The sequence below is a fragment of the Pseudomonas sp. HLG18 genome (assembly GCF_051903985.1).
Taxonomy (GTDB): Bacteria; Pseudomonadota; Gammaproteobacteria; order Pseudomonadales; family Pseudomonadaceae; genus Aquipseudomonas; species Aquipseudomonas fluorescens_BT.
Genome location: NZ_CP195831.1, coordinates 5,773,467 through 5,796,221, shown reverse-complemented (window position 1 = coordinate 5,796,221; position 22,755 = coordinate 5,773,467). Strand labels below are relative to the sequence as shown.

General features: G+C 60.5%; 14 protein-coding genes and 2 tRNA genes. 5 read left to right on the top strand and 11 right to left on the bottom strand.

Annotated features, from left to right (window positions below):
- Positions 1–47: 47 nt before the first annotated feature.
- The 4 genes from ACSPX5_RS26540 to ACSPX5_RS26525 all read right to left on the bottom strand — a co-directional run bounded on the left by ACSPX5_RS26540 (position 48) and on the right by ACSPX5_RS26525 (position 9,315).
- Positions 48–941, bottom strand: coding sequence for a transglutaminase family protein (locus tag ACSPX5_RS26540; protein ID WP_169428625.1), 894 nt, complete (start codon positions 939–941; stop codon positions 48–50).
- Positions 941–3,427: a circularly permuted type 2 ATP-grasp protein gene (locus ACSPX5_RS26535; protein ID WP_439820561.1), complete on the bottom strand. Its 2,487-nt coding sequence runs from the start codon at positions 3,425–3,427 to the stop codon at positions 941–943. The genes ACSPX5_RS26540 and ACSPX5_RS26535 overlap by 1 nt, the downstream gene beginning before the upstream one ends.
- Positions 3,428–3,515: 88 nt before the next feature.
- Positions 3,516–6,791: a DUF2126 domain-containing protein gene (locus ACSPX5_RS26530; RefSeq protein WP_439820560.1), complete on the bottom strand. Its 3,276-nt coding sequence runs from the start codon at positions 6,789–6,791 to the stop codon at positions 3,516–3,518.
- Between the two features lie 211 nt (positions 6,792–7,002).
- On the bottom strand, positions 7,003–9,315 hold the full coding sequence (locus tag ACSPX5_RS26525; RefSeq protein ID WP_169428622.1) for a YgiQ family radical SAM protein: 2,313 nt from the start codon (positions 9,313–9,315) through the stop codon (positions 7,003–7,005).
- 161 nt (positions 9,316–9,476) lie between these two features.
- Between ACSPX5_RS26525 and ACSPX5_RS26520 the strand changes: the two genes are divergently transcribed.
- Positions 9,477–12,056 (top strand): hypothetical protein, encoded by a 2,580-nt coding sequence (locus tag ACSPX5_RS26520; protein ID WP_439820559.1) that lies wholly within the window; start codon positions 9,477–9,479, stop codon positions 12,054–12,056.
- Positions 12,057–12,065: 9 nt separating this feature from the next.
- On the opposite strand, the gene dnaB is transcribed toward ACSPX5_RS26520, so the two are convergent.
- From dnaB to rnr, 7 genes are all read right to left on the bottom strand, one after another.
- The gene (dnaB, locus tag ACSPX5_RS26515; RefSeq protein WP_085711165.1) at positions 12,066–13,463 is read right to left on the bottom strand and encodes a replicative DNA helicase; all 1,398 of its coding nucleotides are present in this window, start codon (positions 13,461–13,463) and stop codon (positions 12,066–12,068) included.
- A 119-nt stretch (positions 13,464–13,582) separates the two neighbouring features.
- The gene (gene rplI / locus ACSPX5_RS26510; RefSeq protein ID WP_003186385.1) at positions 13,583–14,029 is read right to left on the bottom strand and encodes a 50S ribosomal protein L9; all 447 of its coding nucleotides are present in this window, start codon (positions 14,027–14,029) and stop codon (positions 13,583–13,585) included.
- Between the two features lie 19 nt (positions 14,030–14,048).
- Positions 14,049–14,939 (bottom strand): hypothetical protein, encoded by an 891-nt coding sequence (locus ACSPX5_RS26505; RefSeq protein WP_207865610.1) that lies wholly within the window; start codon positions 14,937–14,939, stop codon positions 14,049–14,051.
- A gap of 37 nt (positions 14,940–14,976) precedes the next feature.
- Positions 14,977–15,207, bottom strand: a complete 231-nt coding sequence (rpsR, locus tag ACSPX5_RS26500; RefSeq protein ID WP_002551829.1) for a 30S ribosomal protein S18 — start codon at positions 15,205–15,207, stop codon at positions 14,977–14,979.
- 28 nt (positions 15,208–15,235) lie between these two features.
- Positions 15,236–15,664 (bottom strand): 30S ribosomal protein S6, encoded by a 429-nt coding sequence (gene rpsF, locus ACSPX5_RS26495; RefSeq protein WP_007950702.1) that lies wholly within the window; start codon positions 15,662–15,664, stop codon positions 15,236–15,238.
- Between the two features lie 319 nt (positions 15,665–15,983).
- Positions 15,984–16,751, bottom strand: coding sequence for a 23S rRNA (guanosine(2251)-2'-O)-methyltransferase RlmB (rlmB, locus tag ACSPX5_RS26490; RefSeq protein ID WP_169428618.1), 768 nt, complete (start codon positions 16,749–16,751; stop codon positions 15,984–15,986).
- Complete coding sequence (gene rnr, locus ACSPX5_RS26485; protein WP_323161468.1) at positions 16,748–19,378, bottom strand: ribonuclease R; 2,631 nt, start codon at positions 19,376–19,378, stop codon at positions 16,748–16,750. Before rnr ends, rlmB begins: the two co-directional genes overlap by 4 nt.
- Positions 19,379–19,603: 225 nt before the next feature.
- On the opposite strand from rnr, the gene ACSPX5_RS26480 reads away from it, so the two are divergent.
- The 4 genes from ACSPX5_RS26480 to ACSPX5_RS26465 all read left to right on the top strand — a co-directional run bounded on the left by ACSPX5_RS26480 (position 19,604) and on the right by ACSPX5_RS26465 (position 22,727).
- Positions 19,604–19,690, top strand: a tRNA-Leu gene (locus ACSPX5_RS26480).
- Positions 19,691–19,871: 181 nt separating this feature from the next.
- Positions 19,872–19,958, top strand: a tRNA-Leu gene (locus ACSPX5_RS26475).
- A 193-nt stretch (positions 19,959–20,151) separates the two neighbouring features.
- Positions 20,152–21,162: an extracellular solute-binding protein gene (locus ACSPX5_RS26470; RefSeq protein ID WP_169428616.1), complete on the top strand. Its 1,011-nt coding sequence runs from the start codon at positions 20,152–20,154 to the stop codon at positions 21,160–21,162.
- Positions 21,162–22,727, top strand: a complete 1,566-nt coding sequence (locus ACSPX5_RS26465) for an ABC transporter permease (protein WP_439820558.1) — start codon at positions 21,162–21,164, stop codon at positions 22,725–22,727. The genes ACSPX5_RS26470 and ACSPX5_RS26465 overlap by 1 nt, the downstream gene beginning before the upstream one ends.
- Positions 22,728–22,755 lie beyond the last annotated feature (28 nt).

The window sequence follows — 22,755 nt, the reverse complement described above, 5'->3', positions numbered from 1 at the left end:
GACTGAACCATTGCTTTCGCGAGCAAGCCCGCTCCCACATTTGATCTTCATTCCTCCAATGGCAACACGGTGACGCGGACTTCCGGGTCGTGATTGCCACCGCCCAGAATCACCCCGCGCAACGGCGACACATCGGAGAAATCCCGGCCCCAGGCCAGGGTGATGTGTTCCAGTGCCGGCTGCACATTGTTGGTCGGATCGAAATCCACCCAGCCGAGCACCGGGCAAAACACCGAAACCCACGCATGAGACGCATCGGCGCCAATCAATCGCGGTTGCCCCGGTGGCGGCCGTGTCAGCAGGTAGCCGCTGATGTAGCGCGCCGCCAATCCTCGGGAACGCACGCAGGCCAGCATCAGGTGAGCGAAGTCCTGACAGACCCCGCGCCGGCGCTCCAGCACCTCGACCAACGGTGTCGCGACCTGCGTGGCCTCGGCATCGAAGGTGAATTCATCGAAGATCTTCTCCATCAACGCCTGTACGCCCAGCAGCAGCGGTCGCCCGGGCGGGAAACAGCTTTCGGAAAACTCGACAAAGCTGCGTTTCAAATGAACGTAGGGGGATTGAAACCGGTAACGGCAAGCTTCCAGCAGCTCGGTGGACAATGGCTGGCTGGTGTAGGTCAGCGAATTGCAGGTCTGCTCCCAGGCCGGGGACAGATTGAAATCCAGCGCCGGCCGCGCCAGCACCTCGACCGTCAGCCGGGCGTTGACCTGCAATTCATCGTGAGGCCGTTCGAACGCCAGGCGTGTCAGCGGATTGCCAAACACATCCTGCTCGTCACGCCGGGCGGTCGGTTCCGGACTGATCAGCAATTGCTGTTCGGTGCAGCGCTGCCAGGCGCACTCACGGGGCCACAGGTGCGCCAGTTGCTGCGCCAGGGAGACCGGGCTGTCGTAGTGATAGCAGGTATCGTGAAGAATCTGGTAGTGGGCATTCATCAGACGGACACCGTGCGTTGGCTGACATCATCGACATGGGCGAAATGACGCAGGGCCAGTCGATCGGACACCTGGCCGCTGGCGTCGGCGATGTCTTGCAGCAGATCCGCCAGACCATCGAGGGCCGCGCGCACGCTGGATTCGCCGAACAGGGGGTTTTCCAGACACCCCAGATCGAAGCGCGCCAGACGCTCGACCAGTTGCGGCAACCCGGCCTCCCGAGGCGCATCAAAATCGTCGCTCAAACGCTTGAGCGTGCGCGTCACCAGTTTCAACTGGAACAACACCGCATGGGGGTTCTGCTCGTCCAGCAGCAACAGGTCGAGCACCGGGATCAACTGCGCCACCGCCAGATAACGCGAGCGATAGGTGATGCTGCTGTTGCCCAGCTCCAGCAACCACTCAAGTCCCGCTTGATCGAACGCCCCGGCGCCGCGCAGGAAACCCGCGAGACTGCTGCTGAGAAACTGCAGGCGCTCGATCCGCCGGCCAATCATCAGGAAACGCCAGCCTTCGTCGCGGGTCATGTCATCGAGGGCAAACCCGGACAGCGCCGCCAGTGACATCACCAGCCGATTGAGAAAATCCAGCAACTCGCCAAAGTCCGGCTCATCGGTGTCCAGCTCCGTCGCCTCGCGCTGCAATTCCACCAGCGCCTGCCAGTTCTCCCGCGAGAGCTTGCCGCGCACCTGCGACGCCGCCCACTGCAAGCGTTGCAGGTTGGAGCGCAGGCTGAACGACCAGTCCTCGCCAAGCAGGGCCGCGAGCAGACGCTCTGGCAGCTCGCCTTCGTCCGGCAGCAGCATCAGGCGCTCGCCGAGCTCCACGGCAGCCTGCAAGGCTTGCGGATCATCCCCGTCGATGTAACGCGCCAGCATGATCCGCAACAGCCGCGCGCTGTCGTCGCAGCGCTCGCAATAACGGCCGAACCAGAACAGGTTTTCCACCACCCGGGACGGAAGATAGGGATCGCGCCGCACCAGATCATGCACGCCGATGTTGCGCTGGGTCTTCCACTGCTCGCCGCTTGGCGGCCGGTCTCCCAGCACCCAAGTGTCCTTGCTCGCGCCACCACGCTGCATCGACACCACTTCGGCGTCGGCTTCGGCCGCCACCCGGGTCAGGCCACCGGGCAACACCCGATAACCATCATGACTGGCCACCGCATACATGCGCATGCCAATGGCACGCGGTTGCAACTGGCCGTCCTCGGGCTGCCAGATCGGCGCGTGGGACAGTTGCGCAAGTTCTTGCGCGACATAGGCATAAGGCCGGGCCTGCATGCGCTCGGCGAGACTCTGACGCTGTTTCTCACTCAGGTCTCGCCCGAAAACGGGAGCGAAGCTTTGGGACGGGAAGGCCGGTTTGATCAGCAACTCCGGCAGTTTTTCCAACGCCTGGGCCAGCACCGGTGCCTCCCCGCACCACCAGGTGGCGATGGAGGGCAGGATCAGTTCTTCGCCGAACAAGTACTGATTGATCTTCGGCAAAAAACCCAACAGCCCCGGCGACTCCAGCACGCCGCTGCCCAGTGCATTGGCCACCAGCACCCGGCCCTGACGCACGGCCTCGAGCAATCCGGGAACGCCCAGCGCCGAATCCGTACGCAGTTCCAGCGGATCGCAGAAGTCATCGTCGAGCCGACGCATGATCGCGTGGACCCGACGCAGACCGCTGAGGGTTTTCAGGTAGACCGTGGCATCACGCACCGTCAGGTCGCCGCCCTCAACCAGTGGATAACCGAGCTGACGGGCGAGATAAAGATGTTCGAAATAGCTTTCGTTGAAACGCCCCGGGGTCAGCAACACCACCAGCGGCGCGTCATCGTCGCAGGGGGCCTGACGGGCCAGGGTTTCCTGCAAGGTGCGGAAGAATCCGGCCAGGTGCTGCACCTTCAGATCCCGGTACAACTCGGGGAAGGCCCGGGACACAATGGTGCGGTTTTCCAGTGCATAACCGGCACCGGATGGCGCCTGGGTACGATCCGCGGTCACCCACCAGCGACCGTCCGGCGTGCGCGCCAGATCCACGGCATACAGGTGCAGAAAGGCCCCGTCCGGCGGCGCGATGCCCTGACAGGGCCAGAGGAAGTTGTTGTGGCCAAACACCAGTTCTGCCGGCAGCAGCCCTTCGCGGATCAACTGTTGCGGGCCGTACAGATCCGCCAGCACCGCATTGAGCAAGCGTGCGCGCTGGGCGATCCCGGCCGACAGTTGTTGCCACTCGCCAGCGGCGATCACGTGGGGCAGCAGATCCAGCTCCCAGGGACGATCCGCCCCCTTGGGATCGGCATAGACGTTGTAGGTGACGCCGTTTTCCTGAATCTGTCGGGTCAGCAGCGCCTGACGCTGCACCAGTTGCGCCGGGGTGCTGCGCTGCAATTGGTCGAACAGCCGCTGCCAGTGCGGACGCACCGCTCCGCTGTCGTCGAGCAGTTCGTGATAGGTGCCCGCCGTCAGCGGGTAGCGGTCAAGCAGGTCAGGCATGGAAAGCTCGGCAGCCAGCAAGGAACGGTCAGACTAACGCAGGCACATGACGCCCGGATATACGAAAAATCCGGGCGTCGTGCCTGATTCAGAAACGTCGTAAATCGAGTGTCATCGGTAATTCGTCATTCGTTTCGACATTGGGTATCGGAAGTTTCCCCGGCGTATGTCCGATGCGGAAGAAACGCGCCATGCGCCGGCTCTCCGCTTCGTTGGCGTTGACCGGCAGCGTCTCGTAATTGCGTCCGCCCGGATGCGCAACGTGGTACTGGCAGCCGCCCAGCGAGCGCTGCATCCAGGTATCGAGCAGGTCGAACACCAGCGGCGCATGCACCGGGATCGTCGGTTGCAGGCAGTTGGCCGGCTGCCAGGCGCGGAAACGCACGCCGGCGACAAACTCGCCGACCCGCCCGGTCGGTTGCAGCGGCACCGGGATGCCATTGCAGGTCAGCAGATATCGCTGCGGCGGCAGCCCCGTGAGCTTGACCTGCAAACGCTCCAGCGATGAATCGACGTAGCGTACCGTGCCGCCCGCCGCGCCCTCCTCACCCAGCACATGCCAGGGCTCAAGGGCCTGGCGCAACTCCAGTTCGATACCGTTGACGGCGTAATCGCCGACCTTTGGGAAGCGAAACTCCAGATGCGCCGCAAACCATTCGGCACGCAGGGGGTAACCGGCGTTGTTGAGCTCGACGATGACGTCGGCGAAGTCCTGCTCGATGAAATGCGGCAGCAGGAAACGGTCATGCAACTCGGTGCCCCAGCGCGCCAGCTTCGGCGGTGCATAAGGCTCGCGCCAGAACCGCGCCACCAGTGCCCGCAGCAACAGCTGCTGAGCCAGACTCATGCGCGCATGGGGCGGCATCTCGAACGCGCGCAACTCCAGCAGACCGAGGCGCCCGGTGGCGCCGTCCGGTGAATACAGCTTGTCGATGCAGAACTCGGCGCGGTGGGTGTTGCCGGTGACGTCGATCAGCAGATTGCGTAACAGCCGATCCACCAGCCATGGCGCGCACTCTTCTCCCGGTGCGGGCATTTGCGCGAAGGCGATTTCCAGCTCATACAGCGCATCGTTGCGCGCTTCATCGACTCGCGGCGCCTGAGAAGTCGGGCCGATGAACAGACCGGAAAACAGGTAGGACAGCGATGGATGGTTGTGCCAGTAGCTGATCAGGCTGCGCAGCAGATCCGGGCGGCGTAAAAACGGTGAGTCCGCCGGCGTCGCGCCGCCGAGCACGAAATGGTTTCCGCCGCCCGTACCGGTGTGGCGCCCGTCGATCATGAACTTCTCGGTGGACAGCCGGGTCTGGCGCGCTTCTTCGTACAGAAACTCTGTGCGTTCGACCAACTCGTCCCAGGTCGCCGACGGCTGCACGTTGACCTCGATCACGCCAGGATCCGGGGTGATGCGGAAGTTGCTCAGACGCGGATCGCTCGGCGGCTCATAGCCTTCCAGCAATACCGGGCAATGCAGCTCCTCGGCGGTGGCTTCGATGGCCGCGACCAGTTCCAGATAATCCTCGACCCGCTCCAGCGGCGGCATGAACAGGTACAACCGGCCTTCCCGGGCCTCGGCGCAGAAGGCGGTGCGGGTCAGCCAATCAGCGGACTCGTCGATCTTCGGTGCACGTTCGTCCGCCGGAGCCGGCTCACGGTGATCGTTGAGCTGCGTCGTTTCGGGCAACTCGGGGAAATCCTGATTCGGATCGTTCGGATGAATGAACGGATACTCCGCCGCCTTCACCCAGGGCTGTGAACCCAACGGCAGGCGATAGCCCAGCGGTGAATTCCCCGGCACCAGCCGGCAATGCTCATCGCGCAGATACCAGCGCCCGCTCTGCCACTGATCGCCCTTGGCGGTGCGCGCCAGCGGCAGCACCTGGCCGATGACCTTGTCCAGCCCCTGACTGAACACCTTGCGCAGTCGCGCACGTTCCAGTGGTTCCTCCAGACGCGAGTCTTCAGCGCTGACGTTGCTCGGCAAGGCGCCCTCGCGCCAGAGGTAATAGAAATTGTCTTCGTAGGCCGGGAACACAAAACGTGTCGGCAGTTTCAGGCGCTCGGCGACACTCGCCAGAAAGCGTCCGGCCAGTGCGCCATCGGCGCCGTAATCCTGCTGCTCGTCGGCGATCAGTGCGTTGTTGTGCCAGATCGGCACGCCGTCGCGGCGCCAGTAGCAATTGAGCGACCAGCGCGGCAGTTGTTCTCCGGGATACCACTTGCCCTGACCGAAATGCACCAGCCCTTTGGGCGCGTAATGCTTGCGCAGGCGCTGGAACAGTTCGGCGGAGAGCCGACGCTTGTCCGGGCCGAGCGCAGCGGTGTTCCATTCGGCGCCGTCCGGGTCGTCGATGGACACGAAGGTCGGTTCGCCGCCCATGGTCAGGCGCACGTCGCCTTCCATCAGGTCGGCATCGATCTGCCGGCCCAGGGCCTGGATCGCCAGCCACTGTTCATCGGTGTAAGGCTTGGTCACCCGTGGCGCTTCCCAGACCCGCTCCACGGACATTTCGTGGCTGAATTCGCATTCGCAAGGCTCCACCAGACCGCTGATCGGCGCCGCGGAAGACGGATCGGGACTGCAGGCCAACGGGATATGCCCTTCCCCGGCGAACAGCCCCGACGTCGCATCGAGACCGATCCAGCCCGCTCCCGGCAGATACACCTCGCACCACGCGTGCAGGTCGGTGAAATCCACTTCGGTGCCGGACGGGCCGTCGAGGCTTTTCACGTCGGCGGTCAGCTGAATCAGGTAACCGGAAACGAAACGCGCTGCCAGCCCGAGATTGCGCAGCAGTTGCACCAGCAGCCACGCCGAATCGCGGCAGGAACCGGAGGCGTGTTCGAGGGTATGTTCCGGGGTCTGTACACCCGGCTCCATGCGGATCAGGTAATTGATGTCTTCGCTCAGACGCTGGTTGAGCGCTACCAGGAAATCCACGGCCGGCAGCGGCGTACGGTCGATGGCGTCCAGATAGGCCTTGAATGTCGGCGTCAGCGGCAGGGTTTCGAGGTACGGCGCCAGTTCCTTGCGCTCATCGGCGGCGTAGGCAAAGGGGATTTTCTCGGCGTAGGGTTCAAGGAAAAAGTCGAACGGGTTGAACACCGCCATCTCGGCCAGCAGGTCGACCTCGATCCGCAGTTCGGCGGTTTTCTCGGGGAACACCAGCCGTGCAAGGTAGTTGCCCTGAGGGTCCTGCTGCCAATTGATGAAGTGCCGCTCGGGGGAGACTTTCAGTGAATAAGACAAAATCCGCGTGCGGCTGTGGGCAGCCGGGCGCAGACGCACGATCTGCGGGCCGAGTTCGACAGCGCGGTCGTAGCGGTAATGCGTGACGTGATGCAATGCGACATGAATCGACACGGCGTGCCTCCTGCGAGCCCAAGCGTATTCGAAAGCGCGCAAGACTTATGCCATGCAGAGGCTTGGGCGCTTTCCCGGAATGCTCAGGGCAGTACAGCACCAAAATCGGGCGATGCGGTGAAATGGTTTGGCACAGTTGCACGCAAATGTTGCGAGGCACAACGCAGAACGCCAACCCGAAGGTTGGCGTTCTGCTCAGCTCAAGTGCGTTTTAGCGCGGTACGACCGGTTTGCGTGCCGGTTTCGGTCCCTTGCCTTTCGCGGCTTCCTTGCGCTCCTTGGCGGCCTGCTGGTTGCGGGCGAATGCCGCGGCCTTGGCCTGTTCACGCTTGTCCCAGGGATTGCCGCCGTCGCTGGCGCGCGGTGGCAGGCCGTTGTGCTGGGTGAGGATCCTGGTGGTCTTCTCTTTTACGTCCTTCGCCACTTTATGGCTGCCGGCCGGCGTCGAGTTCTTGCGACGGGCACTCTGGTAGCTGTCGGTGGCCGGTTGATGCGTCGGGATCAACTGGTGCTTGCCGGGCCCGATCAGGTCGGCGCGGCCCATGCGGATCAGCGCTTCACGCAGCATCGGCCAGCCTTTCGGGTCGTGATAACGCAGGAACGCCTTGTGCAGACGGCGCTGCTCCTCGCTCTTGACGATGGTCACGCCGTCGCTCTTGTAGGTGACCTTGCGCAGCGGGTTCTTGCCCGAGTGGTACATCGCGGTGGCGGTGGCCATCGGCGACGGATAGAACGCCTGGACCTGGTCGGCACGGAAGCCGTTGCCCTTGAGCCACAGGGCCAGGTTCATCATGTCTTCGTCGGTGGTGCCCGGGTGCGCGGCGATGAAGTACGGAATCAGGTACTGCTCTTTCCCGGCTTCCTTGGTGTACTTCTCGAACATGCGCTTGAAGCGATCGTAGGTGCCGATCCCCGGTTTCATCATCTGGTTGAGCGGACCTTCCTCGGTGTGTTCCGGGGCGATCTTCAGGTAACCACCGACGTGGTGCGTCACCAGCTCCTTGACGTACTCCGGCGACTCGACCGCAAGGTCGTAACGCAGGCCGGAGGCGATCAGGATCTTCTTCACACCCGGCAACGCACGGGCGCTGCGATACAGCTGAATCAGCGACGAGTGGTCGGTGTTCAGGTTCGGGCAAATGCCCGGGAACACGCAGGACGGCTTGCGGCAAGCGGATTCGATTTCCGGGCTCTTGCAGGCGATGCGGTACATGTTCGCGGTCGGGCCGCCGAGGTCGGAAATGACGCCGGTGAAACCCGGCACCTTGTCGCGGATCTCTTCGATTTCACGAATGATCGACTCTTCGGAACGGTTCTGGATGATCCGGCCTTCATGCTCGGTGATCGAGCAGAAGGTGCAGCCACCGAAGCAGCCCCGCATGATGTTCACCGAGAAACGGATCATGTCGTAGGCCGGGATCTTTTCCTTGCCGTACGCAGGATGCGGAACACGTGCGTAAGGCATGCCGAACACGTAGTCCATTTCTTCAGTGGTCATCGGAATCGGCGGCGGGTTGAACCAGACGTCGATCTCGCCATGCTTCTGGACCAGCGCACGGGCGTTGCCCGGGTTGGTTTCCAGGTGCAGCACGCGGTTGGCATGGGCATACAGGACCGGGTCGTTGCGCACCTTTTCCATCGACGGCAGGCGGATCACGGTCTTGTCGCGAGTCATTTTCGGGCTGGCCAGGATCTGCACGACCTTGGCTTCCTGCGGGTCTTCGACCGGGCCCTTCTCCTGCTCGATCGCGCAAGCCTGAGTGTCCTGGGTGTTGACGTACGGGTTGATGATCTTGTCGATCTTGCCCGGACGGTCGATGCGCGTGGAGTCGACTTCGTACCAGCCTGCCGGCGTATCACGGCGGATGAATGCGGTACCGCGCACATCGGTGATGTCTTCAATCTTGTGACCGTAGGACAGACGCTGGGCGACTTCAACGATCGCCCGCTCGGCGTTGCCGTACAGCAGGATGTCGGCGCTGGCGTCGATCAGGATCGAGTTGCGCACGCGATCCTGCCAGTAGTCGTAGTGGGCGATGCGGCGCAGGGAGGCTTCGATGCCGCCGAGCACGATCGGCACGTGCTTGTAGGCTTCCTTGCAGCGCTGGCTGTAGACCAGGCTCGCGCGATCCGGACGCTTGCCGGCCATGCCACCCGGGGTATAGGCGTCGTCGGAACGGATTTTCTTGTCCGCGGTGTAGCGGTTGATCATCGAGTCCATGTTGCCGGCCGCGACGCCGAAGAACAGATTCGGCTCGCCGAGCTTCATGAAGTCGTCTTTGGACTGCCAGTTCGGCTGCGCGATGATCCCGACGCGGAAGCCTTGCGACTCCAGCAGCCGGCCGATGATCGCCATGCCGAACGACGGGTGATCGACGTAGGCATCTCCCGTCACAATGATGATGTCGCAGGAATCCCAGCCGAGCTGATCCATCTCCTCCCTGCTCATCGGCAGGAACGGCGCTGGCCCGAAACATTCGGCCCAATATTTTGGATAGTCAAATAACGGCTTGGCTGCTTGCATGTCGATAACCGGTGTTGGCTTTCATTGAATTTCGCGGGCGCGGAATATAGCACAAATTTTGACCAATTCCGACGGCCGTGGTCGGTTTCTCTCCCCTTTGTCCCACCGGCCACACACCGGCTCCAAAAGATGCCCTTCAACTTATTCAAGGATGAATAAAGATGCCTGCAAAACCACCGTCAAGAAGCGTAACCACCGTCGAGGTGCATAACCCGCCTTTGCGATCAAACCATGACCACCTGCCACGGCACGACGTCTCGCACGCTATCCGTCCTGCCGAGCACAGCCTCATCAATGAACAGACATCGGGCAGAATCCCGGACAGCACAGACACGGACATGATCTCTCAAGCGCCTTCGGTGAGTGTCAGCGAAACTCATTCATACCCGACCGCAATACCCGCACCACCTTTACTTGAAGCCTACAGGGTCGGCCCGAACATCCGATTGCCGGTCGCCGACGCATCAGGATTCAGAAGGTTAAAGGGCCGGCAGTTCGTCGATATGCACGATGGCAGCATCCTGCAGATCAGCCTGGATCCCGACACTGCCCTCTACCGGGCCAGACTGGGAAGTGAATCAAGGCCCTCGGGCCCGATTCTCTTCCATGATCCCGATAGCAACCGATGGCATCCGCTGATCGACTTCGAAAAGAGCCCACTCCCACTCTCCGCCAGCCGGCTGGCGACTTTCAGGACGCCTCTGGACTTCTCCGGAGCAGACCCGGACAGCGACGGCCTGCATCGTTTTGAAGGCAAGCGCTACGTCATCATCGAAAACCATGCCCATCAGGTGATGCGCGACATTGACGCTTCATCTCCCCAGCGCAATGTCTGGCGCGTCGTCAATCCGAAGGACCCGGTCGCCGCCGACAGCGAAAATGTCTATCGCGCAAGCCGATCCGGTGAAACGCTGGCAATCACCCGCAATTCCGATGGCATCTGGACAACAAGTCTGGATGGACTCAAGGGAGGCATGCGTCGTACTGCACAGACTCAGGACAGCAAAGCCTATTTGCTTCAAAAATATGAGCCCATCAGAAACGCCTTCGAGGCGCTAGTCACATCCAACAAGCGCTATGGAGAACTCTGGGACAGTGCCCGAGATCTTCCTGAGGGAAGCCAGGCAGAGAAAGAGGCGCTGATCAGGCTTGAAGTGCACATCATCAAGCACACAAGAATGCAAGCCGAATACGTCAAGTCACTGATCGACAACAAGGACTGGTTGATCCTGCTGAAGGCCGGCGGGCTCTACAAAAGCGAACTGCATACTCAACAGTTGAACAGAGTCGACTATCTCAACAAGCTGATTGCCGCGATGGATCACAGGGTCTATCCGACCACGCATCCAATAACGGTCGAGTCGCTAAAGAGCAATTTTGCCCATCTCAACAAAAAGCTGAAGATCATGAATGATCGCCAGGATGTCATGGATCAGATTCGCAAAGCCGACCGTAGTGCAACATCAGATCTGGACGATATGAACCGTGGAGTACCCACCGTAGATCAGATCCATTCCACTCAATACAACATCTGCCTGCGCCTGATTTCCGACGACCCCGAAAATCCGCCGCCTTTCGGCATGCGCAGTGCAATGGCCTTGCACCTGTTGAAAAAGGATTTGCACCAAGTCTATGGTGACTCCGAAGCGCTGGCGCTGCATTTGACGCTGGAAAACATCAGGAGTGACAGAGCCGGGTTCGAATCGTTGGATACTTCAGCGGATCCGGTCAAGGCGCAATACGTCAGCCATGCATTGTCCCTGATGCATGTGTTCGAAACGAAAATCGACAACCGCCTGAACGCAATCCATGAACAGGTCGACAGCAACAGCCAATTACCTCTTTACGATCAGGACATCGATTTCGATTTTCTTCCGGAGCAGTCCGCTGCGGAGGCCGAGGCAACCGCCCCGCGAAAACTGTTCCGGACACGCCACCATGGCACTTACCGGGTTCTGGTGGGGGAGCAGGACACAGCAGCGGATGGCAGCATTACTCTCAAGGTTCCCGATCTTTTCAAGCCGCACCAGCCACCTCAACGCTACGAGAACATCGAAGGTGAGTGGCAACAGGTTCGCCCCGCCGTCGCGCTCACACCCAGACCACAACTTGTGAGCGACGCGACTGAATCCCTTCAACGCGTGAATGAATACGTAACCCAGGCCCGGATCATGGAAGCCCGCAAAGCCAATCCGACCAATATCGTCGAATTTTTGGGCGCAGAGACGGATCGTTTCAGGGATCTGGCGCAACGTCTGGAGGCCACTGATCGGGTGACAGAAGACGCCGAGGTCAGCGGATTGATCAGTCGGCTCAGAACCGCCGCGGCATCAATGGAGACCGAAGGACAGTCCATTCTGATACGGATGTACAAAAACAAGGATGTCCTGGATGTACTGCGCCTGAACTTCCTGCTCGATCACTCACAGCTGAAAGTCGTGAAAACGGTAGAACGCAAACAAATGGGCAAGGGAAGGGACAAGTCATTCCTCGATGTCTACTCGATCAACGACCGTTCAGACAATTCGCAGTTGTGGGAGGCCCACTTTCACTACGACAGGCAAGATCGCGCGGCGCTGGACTACACGCTCAAGGGTGCACACATGAAAACCCTGGGTCAAAGCAAGCTCGGCAGCGCGTTTCAACAGCGCGAAGCACAGGCTGGCCGACCCCACCAGCGGATCTGGCGGGAACTCATCAGTCCGCGAGTTGCCCAGAAACTGTTTGATCACCTGACGTGATCAATCGCGTTACTCATCGTCGTCGAAGTTGTAACTGCCCGGCGCGAGGTTTTCGAAGCGCGTGTACTTGCCGATAAAGGCAAGACGGATGAAGCCGATCGGGCCGTTCCGCTGTTTGCCGATGATGATTTCGGCGATGCCTTTGTGCTCGGTTTCCGGGTGATACACCTCGTCCCGGTACACGAACATGATCACGTCGGCGTCCTGCTCGATCGCTCCGGATTCCCGCAAGTCGGAGTTCACCGGGCGCTTGTTGGGGCGTTGTTCCAGGGAGCGGTTGAGCTGCGACAGAGCCACCACCGGGCAGTTGAATTCCTTGGCCAGGGCTTTCAGCGATCGGGAGATCTCGGAAATCTCGTTGGTCCGGTTGTCACCGCTGGAGCCGGGGATCTGCATCAGCTGCAGGTAGTCGATCATGATCAGGCCGATGTCGCCGTGCTCGCGCACCAGACGCCGGGTCCGGGCACGCATCTCCGACGGGCTGATACCGGCGGTGTCATCGATGAACAGTTTACGGTCGTTGAGCAGGTTGACCGCCGAAGTAAGACGCGGCCAGTCGTCGTCTTCCAGTTGGCCGGAACGCACTTTGGTCTGGTCGATACGCCCAAGGGACGACAGCATACGCATGATCAGCGATTCGCCTGGCATCTCGAGGGAGTACACCAGCACCACCTTGTCGCTGCGCAACACGGCGTTTTCCACCAGGTTCATCGCAAAAGTCGTCTTACCCATCGACGGACGACCGGCGACGATGATCAGGTCGGCCGGTTGCAGGCCGCTGGTCTTCTCGTCGAGATCGGTGTAACCGGTGGACAGGCCCGTGATCGAGTCAGCGGTGTTGAACAGGGTGTCGATACGGTCGATGGCCTTGGTCAACAGGTCATTCACGCCCACCGGGCCGCCGGTTTTTGGCCGGGCCTCGGCAATCGCGAAGATCTGCCGTTCGGCTTCGTCGAGGATTTCCTCGGCGGTACGACCTTCAGGGTTGAAGGCGCTGTCGGCAATTTCGGTGCTGATGCCGATCAACTGACGCAACGTCGCACGCTGGCGGACGATTTGCGCATAGGCCTTGATGTTGGCGACGGACGGCGTGTTCTTCGCCAGTTCGCCGAGGTAGCCCAGGCCGCCGACTTGCGAGGTCTGACCTTCCTTGTCCAGTTGCTCGGCAAGGGTCACGACGTCGATCGGCGAGTTCTGATCGGCCAGCTTGGCGATCGCACGGAAAATCAGACGGTGGTCATGCCGGTAGAAATCGCCGTCGGAGACTTGATCGAGCACGCGCTCCCAGGCGTTGTTGTCCAGCATCAGACCACCGAGCACGGCCTGTTCGGCCTCGATGGAATGCGGCGGTACCTTCAGCGCGGCGGTTTGCAGATCGTATTGCTCGGGAGCGGAAATTTCGTTCATGGCCACTTTTTATTCAGGAAAAGCAGGGATTGCAGAAAGACAAAGGGCACGACCTGAAGACAGGATCGTGCCCGATGTTAACCGTCTGGCGAACAAGCCGCCAGTCGATCAGGTGTTGCTTAAGCTGCTACCACGACAACGCGCACGGTGGCTTCAACTTCGGCGTGCAGGTGCACAGCCACGTCGAATTCACCCACGTTGCGGATGGTGCCGTTCGGCAGACGAACTTCGCTTTTCGCCACTTCAACGCCGGAGGCGGTCAGTGCGTCAGCGATGTCGTGAGTACCGATCGAACCGAACAGCTTGCCTTCGTCGCCAGCGGTGGCAGTGATGGTCACTTCCAGCTCGGCCAGTTGGGCAGCGCGGCTTTCAGCCGATGCTTTACGGTCTGCGGCGGCTTTTTCCAGCTCAGCACGACGCTCTTCGAACGCAGCCAGGTTGGCAGCGGTCGCAGCGGTGGCTTTGCCGAAAGGCAGCAGGTAGTTACGGCCGTAACCGGCCTTAACGTTTACTTTGTCGCCCAGGTTGCCCAGGTTGGCGATTTTTTCCAGAAGGATCAGTTGCATGTGGAAATCCTCTTAACTTTTAACCTTCACCGTTCGCGTTATCGGTGTCTTTCGACACGTGACGACCGCGAAAATCAATCAGGCTGTCGACAATGGCCAAGACCACAAGCAACGGACCGAGCAAGTGCATGAAAGGCACGAGCGTGACGTATATCCCCACCAGCCAGAAACCGGCCAGCCGTTTCTGCGCCACCAGCCCGTGAACCAGAGCCAGACCAGCGAAGAACAGCGGCACACTGCACAACGGCAACAGAACCAGTGCGTGCAGACCGAAGAACGGTGCCACACACATGACGGCCAGAAGCGACAGCGCAACGCCTTTCGGCAGTCGGATGGCGCGAAACTCGCGACCGAAACCACCGGGGTTATACAACAACGCCTGCCAGTAGCGCCCAAGAATCAGGCACAGCACGCTAAAAACCTGCAACGACACCGCTGTCGAGATGATCGACAGTGGAACCGCCAATCCCGTGAGAATCGCCTTCTGGTCTGCCGAGAATTTCTCGTAGACCTCACCCATCGCCAGCGGCAAGACTTGTTCAAACGTCTGCGCCAGCGCTTCGGTGAAGGAACCGAAAACGGATCCCAGGCTCACGGCAATCAACAATCCCACGGCCACGCTGACCAGCAGCACGCGATTCCAGGTGTGTTCGGCGCGTAAAACCAGCGCCAGACCGCAAGCCCCGAGCAGCACAATCAGTGCCGTCGGGTCTTTCAGGTAGTGCCAGCTCACCAACGCTGACAGCACTCCCACACCCAGGACGCTCAAGGCGTCCGAACCGCGCCGCAGGAGCACAAGGCAACCTGCAGCGGCACTCAACCAGAACAACAGCGGCAATGCCGCAGATCCGGCCACGACCAGCGTGGCCTGCATACGCCCCCGCATGATGAATTCAGCCAAGGCACGCATGCATTCGATCCCTTACTTACTTGTCGACTACCCGGTCTCAGCGGCCGTGGCTGTCGGTGTAGGCCAGCAGGGCCAGGAAGCGGGCGCGCTTGATAGCGGTGGCCAGCTGACGCTGATAACGAGCTTTGGTACCGGTGATGCGGCTTGGAACGATTTTGCCGGTCTCGGATACGTAGGCTTTCAGAGTGTTGAGATCTTTGTAATCGATCTCCTTCACGTCTTCAGCGGTGAAGCGGCAGAATTTACGACGACGGAAGAAACGTGCCATTTGATAGGCTCCTTAAAAGGTCCGTGGATTACTCGTCAGCGTTATCGCTGTTGTCGCTGTCGCTATCGCTGTCATCGCCATCGGCGCTGCCATCGTGCTCAGGACGTTCGCGACGCTCACGGCGCTCACTGCGGTTTTCTTCAGCCTTGAGCATCTCGGACTGGCCGGTAACGGCTTCGTCGCGACGGATGACCAGGTTACGGATCACAGCATCGTTGTAGCGGAAGTTGTCTTCCAGCTCGGCCAGGGCCTTGCCGGTGCACTCAACGTTCAGCATCACGTAGTGAGCCTTGTGAACATTGTTGATTGCGTAGGCCAGTTGACGACGGCCCCAGTCTTCCAGACGGTGGATTTTGCCGCCGTCTTCTTCGATCAGCTTGGTGTAACGCTCAACCATGCCGCCGACTTGCTCGCTCTGGTCAGGGTGGACCAGAAAGATGATTTCGTAATGACGCATGAATGCTCCTTACGGGTTGTAGCCTGCCGCTCAAAAACGGTCAGACAAGGAGTGAATGACACTTATGGACTTACCGGCGCGGGGCACATGCGTGCCTGCCGTCACAGCAAGGGGCGCAATTGTAGAGAAGGGACTGAAGAGGTGCAAGGCAATTGGTGATTATTTGAACAGTTCATTCACTTTACCAATCTGCACCTTTGCGCAGAACCAATGTGGGAGCGGGCTTGCTCGCGAAAGCGGTGTGTCATTCAGCAAAAATGTTGGATGTGATGCCGCATTCGCGAGCAAGCCCGCTCCCACATTTGAATCGGCGTAAGGCTTAAGGCTTCTTGGCAGCCGCCTTGGCCTTGGCCCCGCGCTGGCGCTGGGCCTCGAACAGGCACACACCGGTCGCAACCGATACGTTGAGGCTGCTGACGCTACCGGCCATCGGCAGGTTCACCAGGTAGTCGCAGTGCTCACGGGTCAGGCGACGCATGCCTTTGCCTTCGGCCCCCATGATCAGGATGGTCGGGCCGGTCAGGTCCTGGTCATAGATGCTGACCTCGGCCTCACCCGCCGTGCCGACAACCCACAGACCACGCTGCTGAAGTTTTTCCAGGGTACGCGCAAGGTTGGTCACGGCCACCAGCGGAATCACTTCCGCCGCGCCGCAAGCCACTTTACGCACGACCGGCGTCAGGGTGGCCGACTTGTCTTTCGGCACGATGACCGCCAGCGCACCGGCAGCGTCCGCCGAGCGCAGGCAGGCGCCGAGGTTGTGCGGATCGGTCACGCCGTCGAGCACCAGCAGCAGCGGCGCGCCTTCGGTGCGATCGAGCAGCTCGTCGAGCATCGCCTCGCCCCAGACCTGGCTCGGGCTGACGTCCGCCACCACGCCCTGGTGCACGCCCTCGACCCAGGCGTCCATTTCGCGGCGCTCGGCCTGACCGACCTGAACGCGGTTTTCGTTGGCCAGCTCGATCAGCGTCTGTACCCGTGGATCGTTGCGGCTTTCAGCCAGCCAGATCTGCTTGACGCGTTTTGGGTGGTGACGCAGCAACGCTTCTACCGCGTGAACGCCGTAGATTTTTTCCAACTGACTCATGACTTCGCCTTCGGTTTACGTGCCCCGCCGCTTTTGGCTGGAGCGGAACCCGCTTTTGGCGGGCCCTTACGGTGTTTGCTCGGTTTGGCTGGCTTGCCGCCGGAAGCCTTGTCAGGCGCCGACCGTCCGGTCTTTCCCCCGGACGCCGCTTTACCACCGTTTTTGGCGTCGGCCAGCAAGGCCTTCTTCATCTCACGGCTTTTGCGCAGCTCGGCGTTTTTCGCCACGGCATCGCTTGGACGATAGGCCTCGACGGCCTTTTCCTTGGCCGGACGACGGCTGGCGGATTTTGCCGGAGCCTTCTCTTCCACAACCTTGGCCGCTGGAGCGGTCGTCTCGGTGCCACGCTTTTTGCGGCCGATCGGCGCGCTGATGGTTTTTTCAGCCATCTCGAAGTCGATCTTGCGCTCGTCGAGATCGACACGCATGACGCGCACTTCAACGGTATCGCCAAGACGGAAGCTGCGACCGGTGCGTTCGCCCGCCAGACGATGGTGCACAGGGTCGAAGTGGTAGTAATCGCCCGGCAGCGCCGTCACGTGTACCAGACCTTCGACGTAAATATCGGTCAGTTCGACGAACAGACCGAAACCGGTCACGGCAGTGATTACACCAGGGAACGATTCGCCCACGCGATCCTTCATGAACTCGCACTTGAGCCAGTTCACCACGTCACGGGTCGCTTCGTCGGCACGGCGCTCGCTCATCGAGCACTGCTCGCCGAGTTGCTCCAGCGCCGCTTCGTCGTACGGGTAGATGCGCGCCTTCGGAATGGTCATCGCACCGGCACGGCGAACGTGCGGGGTGTCCTGTTTCGAATGGATCACGCTGCGAATCGCCCGGTGCGTGAGCAGGTCAGGGTAACGACGGATCGGCGAAGTGAAGTGGGTATAGGCTTCGTAGTTCAGGCCGAAGTGGCCTTCGTTCTGGGCGCTGTACACCGCCTGGCTCAGGGAGCGCAGCATCACGGTCTGGATCAGGTGGAAATCCGGACGGTCCTTGATGCTCGCCAACAGGGCCTGATAGTCCTTCGGCGACGGGCCGTCCTTGCCTTTATGCAGCGACAGGCCGAGCTCGCCGAGGAACGCACGAAGTTTTTCCAGACGCTCCGGGGGCGGGCCGTCGTGGACGCGGTACAGCGCAGGGATTTCGTGCTTCTTCAGGAATTCGGCGGTGGCCACGTTGGCCGCCAGCATGCATTCCTCGATCAACTTATGCGCGTCGTTACGGGTGGTCGGACGGATTTCGGCAATCTTGCGCTCGGAACCGAAGATGATCCGGGTTTCCTGGGTTTCGAAATCGATCGCGCCACGCACGTGACGGGCAGCCAGCAACACTTTGTACAGCGCGTAGAGCTGCTTGAGATGCGGCAGCACGTCGGTGTATTCGCCGCGAAGCTTGCGCCCTTCAGTAGCCTTCGGCGTTTCCAGCATCGCGCTGACCTTGTTGTAGGTCAGACGGGCGTGGGAGTGGATCACCGCTTCATAGAAGCAGTAGTCGGTCATTTCGCCGGACTTGGAGATGGTCATCTCGCAAACCATGGCCAGACGATCGACATGCGGATTCAGCGAGCACAGGCCGTTGGAGAGTTGCTCCGGCAGCATCGGCACCACGCGCTCGGGGAAGTACACCGAGTTGCCGCGCACCTGGGCTTCGTTGTCCAGAGCCGAGCCGATCTTCACATAGCTGGAAACGTCGGCAATCGCCACGTACAACTTCCAGCCACCGGAGAACAGGCGCAGCTTGCCTGGCTTGGATTCGCAGTAGACCGCATCGTCGAAATCCCGGGCATCTTCGCCGTCGATGGTGACGAACGGCAGATGGCGCAGGTCGACGCGCTTCTCTTTGTCTTTCTCTTCGACTTCCGGCTTGAGCTTGCCGGCTTCCTTCAGAACGGCTTCAGGCCAGACGTGCGGAATGTCGTAGGTGCGCAGGGCGACATCGATTTCCATGCCCGGCGCCATGTAGTTGCCGACGACTTCGATCACATCGCCTTGCGGCTGGAAGCGCGGAGTCGGCCAGTGGGTGATCTTCACCTCGACGAACTGACCGATCTGGGCGTTGGCGTTGCGGCCGGGAGTGACCAGCACTTCCTGCTGGATTTTCGGGTTGTCCGCAACGACGAAGCCGATGCCACCCTCTTCGAAGTAGCGTCCGACGATGCTTTCGTGGGCACGGGACACCACTTCGACGATCACGCCTTCACGGCGACCACGGCGATCCAGGCCGGAAACACGGGCCAGGGCACGGTCGCCATCGAACACCAGACGCATCTGCGCCGGGCTCATGAACAGGTCGTCGGAACCGTCATCCGGCACCAGGAAGCCGAAACCGTCGCGGTGACCGCTGATGCGACCGAGGATCAGGTCGAGCTTGTCCACCGGCGCATACGTGCCACGGCGGGTGTAGATCAATTGAGCGTCGCGCTCCATGGCGCGCAGGCGGCGGCGCAGGGCTTCGATCTGGTCTTCTGTGGTCAGACCAAACTCTTCGACCAGTTGCTCGCGGGCAGCAGGCGAACCCCGGTCAGCAAGGTGCTGAAGGATCAGTTCGCGGCTGGGAATAGGGTTTTCATATTTTTCCGCTTCACGAGCGGCCTCGGGATCGAGGGACTGCCAATCGGCCATTAGAGAGTTTTCACCTTGTCTATATGCGGGTTAGTTTGGCATAGGCGCCATCAAACGGGAAATTTCCGACTCTATAAGGGACATCTGAGGCCTTGTATCGACGTCTGAAAGGCGTTTTGAACACCGCTGGTAAAAAAAACCATTTTTTTTGCTGGCAGGGGTTTACAGTTAAAAAGGCGCTCCGTATAGTGCGCGCCATCGACGACGTACACACGTTGCCGAGATGCCCAGATGGTGAAATTGGTAGACACGCCAGCTTCAGGTGCTGGTGACCTTACGGTCGTGGAAGTTCGAGTCTTCTTCTGGGCACCAATTTCGAGGTTGAGACTAGATCAGTTTCAAGACTCACACAAAAACCCGCGAAAGCGGGTTTTTTGCATTCTACGCCCCGCCTTTTTCTGAAAATGATTTATTAAAATCAAATCAGGGGTTTACAGATCAAAAGGTGCTCCGTATAGTGCGCCACATCAACAGCGGTAACGCTGAAGATGAAGCCCAGATGGTGAAATTGGTAGACACGCCAGCTTCAGGTGCTGGTGACCTTACGGTCGTGGAAGTTCGAGTCTTCTTCTGGGCACCAATTCAAATTCAAGGTCACGATCTTGAATTTCACAAAAACCCGCGAAAGCGGGTTTTTGCGTTTCCGGGGTTTGGAAAAACTCGAGAAACAGCGCCTACCAGACACACCTTCTCCCCCGCAAGGCGCACTTGAGAAACGATATCGTTTATCATTGTTGCAAGTTTTTGCAATGCGACAGTGAGGAACCCTGCGAATGATGTTTCGAAATACCCTGCGCCGCGGCTTGACCTTCACCCTGCTCGGCCTGGCACTCGCCACTCCCCTCACCCAGGCTGCCGACGCGGTTTCCCTGACGCTCTACAACGGTCAACACAAGGAAGTCGGCGACGCGATCGCCAAAGCCTTCGAAGCCAAGACCGGCATTCACGTCAATGTGCGCAAGGGCAGCAGCAACCAGCTCGCCAGCCAGATCATCGAAGAAGGCGACCGCTCTCCCGCCGACGTCATCTACACCGAAGAATCCCCACCACTGAACAACCTCGGAGAACTCGGCCTGCTGGCCAGGACTGACGATGCCACTCTGGCAGTCCTGCCGAAAAAATATGTCGCAGGCAATGGCACCTGGATCGGCGTCACTGCACGGGTTCGCGTAGTCGCCTTCAACCCGAAGCTGGTCGATGAAAAAGACCTGCCCAAGTCGGTCCTGGATTTCGCCGATCCGCAGTGGCAAGGCAAGGTCGGTTTCGTGCCCACCAGCGGTGCCTTCCAGGAACAGGCCGTCGCCATCATCAAAAAGCATGGCCGTGAAGCCGCCGAAGAATGGCTGACCGGCCTGCGCGCCTTCGGCAAGACCTACAGCAACAACATGGTTGCCCTCAAGGCTGTCGAAAACGGCGAAGTCGCCACCGTACTGGTGAACAACTACTACTGGTTCGCCCTGCAACGGGAGAAAGGCAAGCTCGACTCCAAACTGCATTACTTCACCGGCGGCGACGTGGGCGGCTTGATCACCGTCTCCAGCGCAGCCGTGCTGAAATCCAGCAAGCATCCAAAAGAAGCCCAGCAATTTCTCGCCTACATGGCCAGTGAAGAAGGCCAGCGGGTGATCACCCAGACCACCGCCGAGTATCCGTTGCACAACGGCATGGAATCGGATCGCGGCCTCAAGCCTTTCAGTGAGCTGGAAGCGCCGGATGTGACCCCGGCCGATCTGGGCAATGCCGAGGAAGCGCTGGATCTGGAACGCGAAGTTGGCCTGAACTGATGAGCGCCTCGTTATCCGCCCCCGTCACGCGCGGGGGTTACGTGCCACGGCGCAAGCGGCCGTCGATCTGGCTGGTACTGCCGGTATTGCTACTGGTGGTGATGAGCCTGTTGCCACTGGCCTACGTCGGCCTTAAAGCCTGGCAGGCGGGCTGGTCCGAGGCGCTGCATTTGCTGTGGCGCCCGTACGTGTTCGGCCTGCTGCGCAATACGCTGGCGCTGATGGTCGGCGTAACCGTAACTTGCGGCGTGATCGGTCTGTCGCTGGCGTGGTTGCTGGAGCGCAGCAATCTGCCGGGCCGACGACTGTGGGGCGTGATTCTTTGCCTGCCGTTCGCGGTGCCGGCATTCGTCAGCAGTTTTACCTGGGTATCGCTCAGCGCGCAGTTCGAAGGACTCGGCGGAGCGATTCTGGTGATGAGCCTGTCGAAATATCCGCTGATCTTCCTGCCGGTGGCAGCCACGCTGCGCAATCTCGATCCATCCCTTGAAGAGTCCGCCCGAACGCTGGGACAGAATCGCCGGGGCGTGTTTTTCCGCGTCACCCTGCCCCTGCTCTGGCCTTCGTTGCTGGCCGGTTCGCTGCTGATTGCGCTGCACATGCTGGTGGAATTCGGCGCACTGTCGATCATTGGTCTGCAAACCTTCACCACCGCGATCTATCAGCAATTCGAACTGGAATTCAGCAATGCCAATGCGGCAATGCTTTCGGCGGTGCTGCTGGCGCTGTGTTTGATGCTGCTGTGGCTGGAACTGCGGGTACGCGGCAAGGGCCGCCATGTGCGGACCGGCCAGGGCGCGGCACGCCGGGCCGAACAAGTGCAACTGGGGCCTTGGGCGATTGCCGGCCAACTGTACTGCCTGATGCTGGCGATTGTCGGCAGCGGCATTCCACTGGGGATGCTGGCGTACTGGCTCGCCGTGGGATCGTCAGCGGCATTCCCGGTTGCAGCGATCACTGAAGCTTTGCTGTCTTCATTGGCGCTGTCGCTGGGTGGCGCGGGACTGTGTCTGGTGCTGGCGGTGCCGGTCGGGTTGCTGGTCGTACGCTACAAAGGCCAATTGGCGATCTGGGCCGAGCGCCTGCCCTATCTGCTGCACGCCCTGCCGGGATTGGTGATCGCATTGACGCTGGTGTATTTCGCCCTGCATTACCTGCCGGCGCTGTATCAGACCTCCGCGCTGTTGCTGATCGCTTATGCGTTGCTGTTTCTGCCGCTGGCTCAGGCACCGATCCGCACGGCACTGAACAAGGCCGCACCGCAACTGGAGGAAGCCGCCCGCACCCTCGGCGCATCGTCGTTCACGGCATTTTGTCGAGTAACCCTGCCAATCATTTTCCCGGCACTGGGCGCAGCGTTTGCTCTGGTGTTTCTGGATGCCATGAAGGAGCTGACGGCGACACTGTTGCTGAGTCCGACCGGGCTCAACACCTTGGCGACCGAGGTGTGGGCACACACCGCGAACGTCGAGTTTGCCGCAGCGGCGCCTTATGCGGCGTTGTTGATTGTGGTGTCGGGGCTGCCCGTCTACCTGCTGACAACCCGAATGTATTTGAGCCGATAAAAAATCGCAGCCGAAGCTGCGATTTTTT